This is a genomic window from Bacillus sp. 522_BSPC (assembly GCF_001076885.1).
Classification (GTDB): Bacteria; Bacillota; Bacilli; order Bacillales; family Cytobacillaceae; genus Niallia; species Niallia hominis.
In genome coordinates this window covers 1-13031 of the sequence record NZ_JVDT01000286.1, presented here as the reverse complement: position 1 = coordinate 13031, position 13031 = coordinate 1, and the positions used below count along the sequence as shown (strand labels likewise).

Below are 13031 nucleotides of genomic sequence, written 5' to 3'. Positions count from 1 at the left end.
GTATGAGTAAAATGTTTGTGGGTAGAAAATAATTTACCCTCTGGTTTGGTTGGTGGTCGTTAGACCGCCAACCAAACGCAAGCGCGGTAGTATGAGCAAAAATAAAGAAAAAGGGACTTTCTTTTTGTATAGTAGTGTTTGCGGACAAAACATACAAAAGGAGAAAGTCCCTATGAAACAAAATACCATAAAACTACCTACATTAAAAGAAATAGAAAGTGATTTATTTAAAACATTACAGGAAACTTTTTCGGAAGTTCTCGAGGAGCTGTTAACTGGGTATGACAGAGAAATAGCTGAACAACGAGATAAAGGAAGATATCAACTCAAAGATAAGAGAGCGATTCAGATGGACACCTTATTTGGATCTGTTTCAATTAAGCGAAATTACTATTGGGATCGTATCGGCAACAAATATGTCTATTTATTAGATCAATATTTACAGTTTGAGGGCGGTAAAGGATTTAGTCCAGTTGTGGAAGAAATGGCGATGGAATTGGCGGTTACTGGGCCATCATACAGACATGCATCTTCTACGTTAGAAAAATTACTTGGATACTCTGTAGCTAGTCATGAAGCGATTCGTCAACATTTATTACAAACAGAAGTTGTACCGAGCTTGCCAATCGAACCAAAAAGAAAGGTATTATTTATCGAAGTAGATGGCTTATTTATTAAACGGCAAGGTGGTAAGAAGCGCGGACGAGAAGAAAAGATCGCAGCTATCCATGAAGGTTGGTCTATGAATGGAAAGAGAGCCAGTCTTGTGGGAAAACGGCATTTTATTCATAAAGCAGAAGCACCTTTCTGGGAAGAGTTAGAACAATTTTTAATGGATACGTATCATTACGATCCAACTACTCATCTTTTAGCTATCAATGGGGACGGAGCTAGTTGGATAACTGCGTGCAGAGAGTATTTTCAAAAGAAAGCTTTTTTCACGATAGACAGATTCCACGTAGCTCGAGAAATCCAACGTATTTTTAAAGAACATCCTAGATATAAAGCGATACGAAAAAAGCTAGCTAAGTATGATGGAGAGGGATTATTAGTAGAGTTAAATAGTGCAGTGGCGACCCTGGATACAGAGAAAAAAGAAGAACGATTAGAAGCATTAATTAACCAGCTTTCTCCATATCCCGAGGCACTTGGAGACTATAGAATTTGGTTACAGGAACAAGGAATAGATACGAGTGATATGCGTCCGATGGGCAGCGCAGAAGGAACCATGAGTGTGTTTGCCAAGCGTCTGAAAAACGGAAGGGCATGGAGTGAAAAAGGAATAGATGCATTTATTCGATTCATGGTTGGCTTAAAAGATGGATTAGATATTAAAACACTGATCGGAACAATGACGAAACGATTGGAAGAGAAGGAATCAAATCATATAAAACCAAAATACTACCGTGAAAAACTAACCAAAACAGCAGGACAGGCAACAAGACAAAACATTGCCTATTTGAGTCAAACAACAGGAAAGCCACTATATCATGCGTTAAAAGCATTACAAGGATTTTAAAAAGGATTGTCGACGTTTAACTGTAAACTGTATTCTAAAAGGTTATGGATTTTAACAACATAGAAAACGCAGAGTGGATTGGAGCGAAAGGCACTTGACTCCTGCGGGACATAGAGGAAAGGTCGAGACCCCACAGCCGGAACGGCGAGGAGGCTCGACTTCCTCCCCGCGGAAAGCAAGTGCCTGTAGCGGAAAGGAACGGTCTATTGATCCCAAAAAATTTTACGAAAACAGCCTGACTATAAATAGAGTAAGTATAGAAAGCGTTAACAATAGAGATAGCAAACACACTGAAAAAGAGAGAAATTCCGACGATAAAAAATTTCTCCCACAAATACTTGACTCAAACGCTTTCATCCTATAAGTTGACTAGGAATGTTATTTATATTAGAATGTATTTATACTTAAAAATTGCATACTCCAAAGGGGAGTAGCTTACAGTTACGTCGTCAATACGCGATTAAATCGCCGGCTTAACTGGCAACTAAATGTTGTTTGCGAGACCTTTGCCGTTCTTTGGTAAAGGGATAAATAGATCGATTTTTCAAGCCTTTACCAAATTAATGGTAGGGCTTTTTATTTTTTCTAGCAAATACTAAAGAGAGTTAGAAGAAATATAGGAGCCCAAGTATAATCCAGCATGGATAATCAATAATCAGGAGGAATAGAAAATGAAGAAAATATTATCAGCAATTCTCACATTAGGTCTGGTTTTATCCCCGGTGAGTATCCAATTTCAGGATACAGTCACAACAGTAGAAGCTAAGTCTTATAAATCCGGAAAAAGAAGCTTTAATAACAATAATAGTAATACAAATACAAATTCTTTTTTCCAGAAGAAAAATAATACAAATGACACGACAAAATCTAATCAATCCACTACTGCAAATAAATCTGGAGGCTTTTTCTCAGGCGGGGGGCTAATGAGAGGACTAATGGTCGGTGGGCTTGCTGGTTTACTGTTTGGAAGTCTTTTTGCCAATATGGGAGCATTTGGATCTTTATTAGGGCTTTTAATTAATATCCTTGCAATTGTTGTGGTATTTAACTTAATCAAGCGTTTATTTACTTTCTATCGAAATAAAAAAAGAGAGGAAGCAAATAATTGGAGAAATTAATCATCCCAGAACAGGATATTATTAATGCGATATGTGTCTATGTGGCGCGTAAGAAACAAGTAAGGCCAGAGGAAGTAGAAGTAGAGTTAATGTATGATGATGATTATGGTTTTTCTGCCGAAACTTATGTCCATGATCGAAAACAAGTGCTAATCACACAAAATATGATTGAAGCACTGCGTTTATGGTTAGATGAGTATTTAAATTTAGATCCGTATATTGGATTGAAATTAGTGCTTGATGAAGAAGAAGGAATTATCGCAGTAGGAAAATAGGGAAGGAGGATACCAATGTTAGAAAATTGGTATCCTCTTTTTGCTATAAATATGTCTTGAGGAAAGCCCACTAGATAAGGAGGAAAAAGACTTTTCTTCCATAACTCAATCGAAATTTAATTTATAATCCTCGGCCTTTATCATTTTCAATTTTTTCGAAAATAAATAAAGGAAGAACACATTTAAAAGGAACGGTATAATTAAAAAGGTAGAAATCATAATAGCGATATTTTTACTACTCCATCCACCATCTGCTAAGCGCATAAAGTTCATGGGACCAACTAAACCAGATAATCCAAAGCCGGCGCTATAGGGTGTTCCTTGGATATTGAGGAAGCCAGCTAATCCGCCTAATATAGCAGCAGTAATAATCATCGGAATAACAATCTTCGGTTTCATAAAGAAATTCCCCATTTGAATTTTCGGAGAGCCAAGCACATGTGCTAAGGCAGTTCCTAAAGAATTGGCCTTATAGCTTGCTATAGCTAATCCAATCCCTGCTGCCACAATACCGAGATTTGCTGCCCCTGATCCAATACCAGATAGGGATATAACAGTTGCGACACCTACTGTGGAAACAGGAGAAAGAATAATTAAACAGAATGCTACTGCAATGATAATGCCCATAACGACTGGCTGTAAGTTCGTAATAGTGGCGATTGCAACGCCAATTAATCCAGTAGTAGATTTCATAAATGGCAATAATAAATATCCTGCCATTCCTGGTATTAAAATACTTAAAGTTGGTAAAAGAAGAATAGAATATGCTTTTAATCGGTCGCCGACAAATTGAACAAATAATACAGCAAGTGCAGCTGTAATACCTGTGTTTACAACCACTCCGATACCATTTAAAGTAAATAATCCTTCTGCTGTTTTTTGAACCACTCCACTACCGACCATTGCAGCAATTCCAATACTAGCTGTTTGAATAGAGGATAGTTTAAATGATATTCCAACCATTACACCAATCAACACAGGCAATAAGCTCATAATAAATGCAGTAATATCTAATACGTGTTGAAGTGGAGGAAAGAATGGAATAAAGAGCTTTAATATTTCGCCAAGTAGTGCGTTAGGGATTAAAGAAACGACGATTCCGATACTCATACCATTTAATAATTTACTGAAAAACTCTTTCACATTTGAACTCCCCATTCTCCTTGAATTTGGAGTTTATTATATGTAAAAATTTGATAAGCGTCAACGATTATTTTTAACGCTTCAACGTGAAAAAGTGAAAAAACGAAAAAAAGATTGCACTTTTCTATTCCTCTTTATAAATTGCAATAATTTTAATGATAGTTTTTAAAAAATGAAAAAATATCATCTGAAAAAAATGCAAAATGTAAAATAAAAAGGAGTTCCCTCCTTTTTATGAGGAAACTCCTTCATCATATTGCACCTATCTGGCATGTTTTTCAATGCCTGACTAACCTTAAGAAGGAAATTGATTTTCTCCTATTTTAGCTTTCCGGACATCTCGAGACTTTTTATCAAAGTTTCGGAAATATTGTTCTAGCTGCTCCAATGTTTTTCCTTTTGTCTCAGGCAAGAATTTGGTAACAAATGTTATCGCAAATATACCTAGTACTGCGAATATAAAGAATGAAGTGGATAAGCCAAATTTATCGAGAAGTATCGGGAAAACCAAACCAATGAGAAAGTTTGTTGTCCATAGACAAAATACGGAAACACCCATTCCTAATCCGCGAAGCTTTAAAGGAAAAATCTCCGCTAGCATCAGCCATGTAACTGGTGATATTGCTCCTTGTTGGAAGGCAAGGAAGGTAACCGTCATACTTAGTACAGCATATGGAAGAATAGACATTCCGCCTAAAGTGAATGAGAAAATTCCGATTAATAGTAAACTAGTTGTTGTACCAATTAATCCTGTAATTAGCATTGGCTTTCTTCCAACACGCCCAAGCAGCCATATACCTACAAAGGTAGCTAAAACAGAAATAACTCCATTAGCGATATTTGCTATTAATGCTACTTCAGTAGTGAATCCTGTACTTTGCAATATCTGTGTACCATAGTACATAATCGAGTTTACACCTGTGATTTGTTGAACAATTGCAATCCCAATTCCTAGGAAAACAATCCTTCTTATCCAAGGCTCTGCTAAATCTTTAAAGCCAACTTGTTCAACTTTCTCTTCTGTTTCAATTGCTTTCTTGATTTGCTGTAATTCTGTTTTGGCACGCTTTTCTTTTCTAATATGCAATAGTACACGAAAAGCGTCTTTGAATCTGCCTTGTGATGCATACCATCTAGGACTCTCAGGTACTGCGAGCATGCCTATCCATAGAACGATGGCGGGAATTGTTGCAATAACGAGCATATATCTCCAAGCGTGTCCGGAGCCACCAAGTGTATTTCCGATGATAGCATTTGTTATGTAGGCAAGTAATTGCCCTGTAACAATCATTAGTTCGTTTTGTGTTACCATTTGACCACGGCGTTCGGCAGGAGACATTTCTGCCAAGAATGTAGGGACAGCTACCGATGCTCCTCCAACTGCGATACCAAGTAAGAAACGAAAAGTAACCATTATGGGGACGTTCGGTGCAAAAGTACAGCCGAGTGTTGTAATAAGAAAGATAACAGCAAGATAAAGAATAACTTTCCTTCGTCCATAGCTGTCGGCGAGCTTACCGCTGAACATGGCTCCAAATGCGGCTCCAAATAAAAGGGAACTAGTGACGAGGCCCTCTGTGACTGCATTGAGGTTAAGTTGATCTGGACGAGCCATATAGGGTAAGGCTCCATTAATTACGCCAGTATCAAAGCCAAAAAGAAGACCACCAAATGTGGAAATAATTGCAATGATTTTTAAATTGTTTTTTTGATTTGATTTTTTGTTCCTACTGTCAGGGTTTAATTGATCACTCATTTTATTTACTTTCTCCTCCTCTTATAATAATGATTTTCTCGCGTCATTATTATATTTGTGTTTGAAATGTAAATCGATTTTCATCTCCTTCTACTTGTATTGTTCTATCCCTTATAGGTGATAAGATGTTTGTTCATAAGATATTTGTCAATATTTTTCTCGGATAATAAAAAGAATAGAATATCTTTATTATACACCTTTGTCAGAATATTTCAAATTATGTTCGCTACTTGATTAAGTAAGGGATAGAGGTACCAATACATTACCCAAAAAAATTTTTTAAAAAACATGATAGAAGAGCGGGAGAAAAATTTTTTAGTGTTTATTATTCTGCTATTCTTGTTTGGTCATACAAGGATCGATTTGTAAGAAAGATGTTCGTAGTTAAAAAGTGAGAACTCCGTTAGAGTATATAGTAGGAAAAACCGATAGATTTGAAGATAACTTTGTTAAGAATTTTTCATGTCTTCTCTCTTAGAGGATATAAAAAGGGGCTGGGACAAATCTAAATAACTAATCTTTAAAGACGAACAATCTCTAATTTAGCTCTTAAATAAAGCTACTTTTTCAAGATGGTTATCTATGTTTTAAATATAGTCAAGAGTAAAAATTAAGTCGTTCCATTGCGCTACAGACGGTCGCTTTCCGCGGGGAGGAAGCTGAGCCTCCTCGCTGCGCTGCGGGGTCTCAGCCTTTCCTCTATTTCCCGCAGGAGTCGACCGTCCTCCGCTCCATTTCACTTCATTTTTAAACCTTTTCCCAAAATATAAATACGAACAATTATGCAAACTTACCGCATAATCCTTCGTATTTATTGTTAGCTGAAATGTTTATGTCCCAGCCTCTTTTTAATAATCATTTATTTTCCTAACATAGCATCGACTTTATCTTGATTATTATCAATCCATTCCTGTGCAACTTCTTCTTCATCAGCACCATCCTCGATTTTAACAATCATTGCTTCGATATCTTCAACAGGCATGCTCCAGTTGCTTAGGAATTCATAAACCTCAGGAGATTTTTCTTTTAGACCATTATTTACGACTACGTGAACTTCTGATGTCTTAAAGAAACCTTTTGAATCTTCCAATACTTTTAAGTCATAATCAACAAACATTGGATGTGGACGCCATCCTAGGAATAGAACGGGATCGCCACTTTTAATAAACTTAGATGCTTGTGCTAGCATTCCACCTTCACTAGAAGCAACATATTCTAAATCTAATCCATATTCTTCGATCATCTCTCTAGAAGTTACAGTCATTCCTGCGCCTTCCTCAATTCCATAAACCTTTCCACCGAAAAGATCTTCATTTCCTTTTAAATCTTCAATGCTGTCAATTCCTTCAACATTAGCTGGAATAACCCATCCAAGTTCTCCTTCAGTATAACTCACTGCTAAATCTTCTAGGTTATCTTTGTATTTTTCCATATAATTTGCATGCATATCAGGTAACCAAGCATCCATAAATACATCTAAATCACCACGTGAAAGTCCAGTATAGACCCCACCTGCATCTGCATTTTTCTCATCTACAGTATAGCCCATATCTTCTAATAAAAGTTTAGCAACTTTTGTAGGAGGAATGGTACTTGTCCAAGGGGTCACCCCAAATGTAATTGTTTCGCTATTGTTAGCATCATCTTCACCAGAATTTTGTGACTGAGAAGAACAGCCAATTAAAAGAGTAAATAGTAATAAAAGCAAAAAGCTAAGTTTCCATTTTTTCATAAATCATTACTTCCTTTCGTCTTTTCAATTTTTTAATTGGTTTGCATATGTCTTTTAAGCTTTCTTACCTAAACCTTGTGTGATTCGATCAAGTATGATGGCAAGGACAACAATCCCTAATCCCCCAGTAAGACCTAATCCAACATTTACACTAGAGATACCAGATAATACAATACTACCTAATCCAGGTGAACCAATCATCGAAGCGATAACGGCCATTGATAATGCTAGCATAATGGTCTGATTAATACCTGCCATTATAGTTGGAATGGCATTAGGTAGCTGAACTTTGACAAGTAATTGCCAAGACGTAGAACCGAAAGCCTTAGCAGCTTCTACAATATCGGCTGGAACTTGTTTAATTGCTAAGCTTGTCATGCGTACTGCTGGTGGAGTAGCAAAAACGAATGTAGAGATAACTGCCGGAACTTCTCCTAAACCAAAGAGTAGAATGGCAGGGATTAAATAAACAAAGCTTGGTAATGTCTGCATAAAATCGAGAATTGGTCGAACTATATGATCCAATGTTCGATTTTTTGCAGTCAAAATTCCTAATGGAATACCAACAACGATAGAGAAAAAAGTTGCAACAATAACAATAGATAGTGTTTGCATAGCACCTGTCCAAAGATCAACGGATCCTAAATAAAGCGCCCCAATAATAGTGAAAATAGCCATTCCCTTTCCGGCAAAGCGCCAAGCTAAAAGAGCTAAAATGATTGCTATTACTTCAGCAGGAATGAAAGTGAATAAATTGGTGACAGCATTTATAAATATGCTTAACACTCCACTGAAGGAGTTAAAAAAGTCACCTAAAACTGGCAGTAGCCAATTGTCTACAAATTGATTTGTCCAATCTTCTAGTGGAAAGAAGAAATAGTTCATATAATAGCCTCCTTTTGTTCTTTTCCGAGAATCAGTCCAGACAATATAGAGACTCGTACAATAATTCCTAGCAATCTATTATTTTCTGTGACAGCAATTGGGAATCTTGATTCTGCTGCGATTCCAATTAAATCATTTAATGGTGTGTCAAATGTGGTGGAATGGAAGTCATGTTCTAAAACATCCTCTACCCATTTATTTTCTTTATACGCATTAATGGCGGCATCAATAGTCAGGATACCTTTTAGTTGTTTATCTTTATCTACTACAAAAATACTTGATAGACCAGCTTCTTCCATTTTTCGGACTGCAACCCTAGGGCCATCCTTCCAAGTGGTAATAAGATCTGGCTGCTTCATGATTTGCCCAGCAACTAGCACTTTGGAACGATCAACATCTTCTACAAAGTTAGATACATAGTCATTCGCTGGATTTTCTAAAATTTCTTCAGCTGTTCCTAATTGTACAATGGAGCCATTTTTCATAATGGCAATTCGATCACCAAGCTTGAGTGCCTCATCTAAGTCATGGGTGATAAAAATAATCGTTTTCCCTAGCTTGTTCTGTAACCGAAGAAGTTCATCCTGCATTTCCTTACGAATAAGTGGATCCAACGCACTAAATGCTTCATCCATTAGAAGGATATCGCTATCATTCGCCAATGCTCTAGCAAGTCCTACACGTTGCTGCATACCGCCACTCAGCTGATTAGGGTAACTTGCTTCATAGCCCTTTAGACCAACATCATGGATGGCTTTAATAGCTTTTTTTGCACGCTCATCCTTAGGATGGCCTTGAATTTCTAATCCGTATTCCACATTTTCCTGTACAGTTCGATTAGGAAATAATGCAAAATTCTGAAAAACCATGCTAAGCTTTTTGCGGCGAATAGCTATTAGTTCTTTTTTATTCATAGTCGTAATATTTTCCCCATCTATCATTACTTCACCAGAAGTTGGCTCAATGAGTCGATTAATTAGACGAATGAGTGTAGATTTACCGCTTCCGGATAAACCCATGATGACAAAAAACTCCCCTTGTTTTACATAAAAAGAAGCATTATCCACTCCAATTGTCATCCCAGTTTCTTTTAGGATTTTCGTTTTTTCTTCGCCTGCTTGGAGTCTTTTTAGCCCTTCTTTCGGGTTACCTCCAAATATTTTTGTGAGATTTTTAACTTCGATTTTATGCATTAATCACTTCTCCTTAAAAAGTTTATCTTGGAGATTTTCAGAATATGGATAAATAATAAGAGTTTGAAAATTTGATTATTTATAGAGGAATAGTAGGAATTAAGCGAGTATTATGGCAATACTTATAGTGGAACTTTGGGTTATAAATTGTTGTATATAGTATTACTTGCTCCGTGTTACTCCCAGTATGGTAATGGGACTTATCCATATCCTTCTCCTGTAGAGTTATCCTTATTATATAAAATAAGGAATATATAGCGCAAACGTGAAAATAAAGCATATACAGTTTATATCGTTCATAAAGTTTTTTCTGATTAAATTAAATGGGAGGTTTGCTCACAAATACTGCCTAATTCACTAAATAACTCTTGATTCTATCCTTTAGCAGGATTGAAAGGAACGTACGTTCTTTGTTTGTGACAAAAAAGACCTATATATAGGAGGTTATTCCATTTCACAAACGATTCAATAAAAGTTTTATATATAGGATTGAAAAAATTCAAAAAAAAAGGTAGTATTTAAATGAGAATGATAATCAATATAACTAATAGACAGAACGATTTAAACATATATATAGTACAAAACTTTCAAAATAGGAGTGAGCAGGTTAATGGATCATAGAGAACTATTCGATGTGACAATAATTGGCGGCGGACCAGCAGGACTGTATTCTGCTTTTTATAGTGGATTAAGAGAAATGAAAACAAAAATTATAGAATTCTTGCCACAGTTAGGCGGAAAGCTGCACTTATATCCTGAAAAAATGATCTGGGATGTTGGTGGCATCACTCCAATGCCAGGTGAGAGGTTAAGAGAGCAGCTAGTACAGCAAGGACTGACCTTTAAGCCTGAGGTAGTAACGAATACGAAGATTCACTCCATTTCAAAAGATAAGGAAGGAATTTTCTTATTAGAAACGGATTCAGGACAAATTCATTACTCCAAAACGGTTATTGTAGCAGTAGGAAGCGGAATAGTCACTCCACAAAAACTAAAAATAGAAGGTGCCGAAAGGTTTGAAGTCTCCAATCTAAACTATACGGTGAAATCTTTAATGCACTTTAGAGATAAAGTGGTCGTTCTTTCTGGTGGCGGAAACTCAGCAGTGGACTGGGCACTTGAACTAGAGCCAATTGCAAAAAAAGTGTATTTAACATGTAGAAAAGATACACTTGCTGGTCACGAGGCAAAAGCAAGAGAATTGTTAGAAAGCAATGTTGAATGTTTATTCCATACTTCTATTACTAAACTGATTGCTAACGAAAACCATAATCGTATTGATTCAGTTGAATTAACGAATACAAAGTCAGAAGATGTAACCACTGTAAAAGTGGATGAAGTAGTTATTAATCATGGATATGAAATGGATTCTTCCTTATTAAAAAATAGTAAATTAAAAATTGACATGCTTGAAGATTTTTACATAGCAGGTAATGTTAATAGTGAGACATCTGTGCCAGGTATATTTGCGGCTGGGGATATTCTAAAGCATGAAGGAAAAGTTCATTTAATTGCAGGGGCTTTCCAAGATGCAGCGAATGCAGTCAATAAAGCTAAATTATATATCCAGCCGGAAGCAAGCAACAGTGCCATGGTATCCTCCCATAATGAACTATTTGAAGAAAAGAATAAAGAATTAATTAAAAACATGATTCATTGCGACGACTGTTCAGTGATGAAAGTACGTGCATAAACTTTATTTTTAAGTGGTTTTAAAAAAAGAGTTATTGGAGAAGGAGATTTGCTTTTCCAATAACTCTTTTTTGTAATATAGATAGGGAATAGGCTGAAAAGCATGCGAGTTTGGCTGAAAAATCGAAAGTTTGGCTGAAAAGCATGTGAGTTTGGCTGAAAAATCGAAAGTTTGGCTGAAAAGAAGATTGAAGTAATCCGATAAAACGAAAATCCTGCTGAAACCAAGTTAGTTATAGTCGAATTATTCAAGTTTGCGCTAGCCCCAGTTACAAATCATTCTGTTGAGACAGTCATCATTAATGCATTTATCGGTACTTCTGCTGTTTCAAGAGTATAAACAATATTTCCTTCTTCCCATCTCACAGTAATTTCTACTTCCTCTGCATTCTCTGGATAGTTTACTTCGATTCTTCCGTTCTCATTAGGAACAGGGAGCGCATTCTCTTCCAAATAATCCACCATTTTTCTGGCGATATCAGCGGTATCTAATTCATCAGCAGAGATCGATTTAATTTGCAGGACCCAACGTCCTTCTTTCCAAACCAAATACGAACTTCCAGCTGCTCCTTCTTTCATTCCCGTAATTTGATAGCCTAAGTCTACTTTCATATCATCTGGTATAGAGTCTAAGGAAACCTCTGGGAAAAGTTCCTTTTGTTTGCTAGAATCATCGAATGTTTCTGCCTTAAACGTTGCAATCATGTTCTCGTTAGTAGCTAACGATTCATCATTGATCGTGACTGGTTCTTGTGTTTGATAAAAGGAAATAGAATATTCATCTGTTTCATTTTTATTAATTTTGGCACCTATATATTCAGTATCTATTATGGGGAATTTGGTTGGCAATTTAGATTCTTCCATTTTTAGCATAGCCCGGATTTCTGTCAATTGTTCATTGGTTGAGGAAGGATTGGGTTCCTCAGTCGTTTGATTTCCTTCTGCACTAGCTTGTCCATCCGCATTTTCTTCCTGTGCAGGTGAATCAGCTTGACTTGCTTGACTATCTGTTGAATCATTGGAGCAGCCACTTATGATAAGCGAAAAAGTGAAGAGTAAAAAAAATAGAATATTTTTCATCCATAGAACTCCTTTCTAAGTCTTGTTAGTAGATTTATTCCCTATAAAAAGAAAAAAATGAGTTTTATAAAAATCTTTATAAAAAATAATATTTGGCATTGGAATAAGAAAGAATTGATGGGGGTAAGTCGCCAAAAAAAGAAAAACAAACCAGATACAAATTTCCCTAACCCAATCATTGAACCAATAAAAGTGCAATCTTCTTTAAATGCGTTACAAAACTCTGATAAAATATTTAAAAGATATTATATAGGACAGGAGATATAAAGAATGAAGCCTTTCACGAAAAGGGTGGTCGACATTATTTGTGCTATTCCAAAGGGAAAAGTAATGACATATGGGCAAATTGCGAAGATTGCTGGAAGTCCAAGGGCCGCAAGACAAGTAGTTAGAGTTCTTCATACCTTATCGGAGAAATATCAACTTCCCTGGCACAGAGTGCTTAATAGTAAAGGATGCATTGGATTAACAGGTGAACATGGTCAGCTTCAAAGAAGGATATTAGAAGAAGAGGGAATGATATTTCAGCAAAATGGATCGATAAATTTAATAGAGTATGGTTATGAGCCACTACATCTAATAGAAGAAATGGAATAAAGAGGCTGGGACAAATCTAAATAACTAATCTTTAAAGACGA

12 protein-coding genes are annotated in these 13031 nt (G+C 36.3%); 6 read left to right on the top strand and 6 right to left on the bottom strand.

Annotated features, from left to right (window positions below; all coding sequences use genetic code 11):
• Positions 1-172: 172 nt before the first annotated feature.
• From ADJ83_RS23660 to ADJ83_RS23645, 3 genes are all read left to right on the top strand, one after another.
• Positions 173-1519, top strand: a complete 1347-nt coding sequence (locus ADJ83_RS23660; RefSeq protein ID WP_048717475.1) for an ISLre2 family transposase — start codon at positions 173-175, stop codon at positions 1517-1519.
• Between the two features lie 671 nt (positions 1520-2190).
• Positions 2191-2637, top strand: coding sequence for a hypothetical protein (locus tag ADJ83_RS23650; protein ID WP_048719257.1), 447 nt, complete (start codon positions 2191-2193; stop codon positions 2635-2637).
• On the top strand, positions 2625-2912 hold the full coding sequence (locus ADJ83_RS23645; protein ID WP_048719256.1) for a YxcD family protein: 288 nt from the start codon (positions 2625-2627) through the stop codon (positions 2910-2912). The genes ADJ83_RS23650 and ADJ83_RS23645 overlap by 13 nt, the downstream gene beginning before the upstream one ends.
• A gap of 105 nt (positions 2913-3017) precedes the next feature.
• On the opposite strand, the gene ADJ83_RS23640 is transcribed toward ADJ83_RS23645, so the two are convergent.
• The 5 genes from ADJ83_RS23640 to ADJ83_RS23620 all read right to left on the bottom strand — a co-directional run bounded on the left by ADJ83_RS23640 (position 3018) and on the right by ADJ83_RS23620 (position 9621).
• Positions 3018-4055: a PTS transporter subunit IIC gene (locus ADJ83_RS23640; RefSeq protein WP_048719262.1), complete on the bottom strand. Its 1038-nt coding sequence runs from the start codon at positions 4053-4055 to the stop codon at positions 3018-3020.
• 295 nt (positions 4056-4350) lie between these two features.
• Complete coding sequence (locus tag ADJ83_RS23635) at positions 4351-5811, bottom strand: sugar porter family MFS transporter (protein WP_048719254.1); 1461 nt, start codon at positions 5809-5811, stop codon at positions 4351-4353.
• Between the two features lie 859 nt (positions 5812-6670).
• Complete coding sequence (locus ADJ83_RS23630; protein ID WP_048719251.1) at positions 6671-7543, bottom strand: glycine betaine ABC transporter substrate-binding protein; 873 nt, start codon at positions 7541-7543, stop codon at positions 6671-6673.
• Between the two features lie 54 nt (positions 7544-7597).
• On the bottom strand, positions 7598-8428 hold the full coding sequence (locus tag ADJ83_RS23625; protein ID WP_031540193.1) for an ABC transporter permease: 831 nt from the start codon (positions 8426-8428) through the stop codon (positions 7598-7600).
• Entirely contained in the window at positions 8425-9621 is a 1197-nt protein-coding gene (locus ADJ83_RS23620; protein WP_048719248.1) for a quaternary amine ABC transporter ATP-binding protein, read from the bottom strand. Before ADJ83_RS23620 ends, ADJ83_RS23625 begins: the two co-directional genes overlap by 4 nt.
• Before the next feature lie 610 nt (positions 9622-10231).
• On the opposite strand from ADJ83_RS23620, the gene ADJ83_RS23615 reads away from it, so the two are divergent.
• On the top strand, positions 10232-11314 hold the full coding sequence (locus ADJ83_RS23615; protein WP_031540195.1) for an NAD(P)/FAD-dependent oxidoreductase: 1083 nt from the start codon (positions 10232-10234) through the stop codon (positions 11312-11314).
• 275 nt (positions 11315-11589) lie between these two features.
• On the opposite strand, the gene ADJ83_RS23610 is transcribed toward ADJ83_RS23615, so the two are convergent.
• Positions 11590-12393, bottom strand: a complete 804-nt coding sequence (locus ADJ83_RS23610; protein WP_048719245.1) for a hypothetical protein — start codon at positions 12391-12393, stop codon at positions 11590-11592.
• A gap of 57 nt (positions 12394-12450) precedes the next feature.
• Here ADJ83_RS23610 and ADJ83_RS23605 point away from each other — a divergent pair, with 57 nt between their 5' ends.
• On the top strand, positions 12451-12660 hold the full coding sequence (locus ADJ83_RS23605; RefSeq protein WP_048719242.1) for a hypothetical protein: 210 nt from the start codon (positions 12451-12453) through the stop codon (positions 12658-12660).
• Positions 12661-12663: 3 nt separating this feature from the next.
• A complete protein-coding gene (locus ADJ83_RS23600) occupies positions 12664-12990 on the top strand; it encodes an MGMT family protein (RefSeq protein ID WP_048719240.1) in 327 nt (108 codons plus the stop codon).
• Positions 12991-13031: the final 41 nt, after the last annotated feature.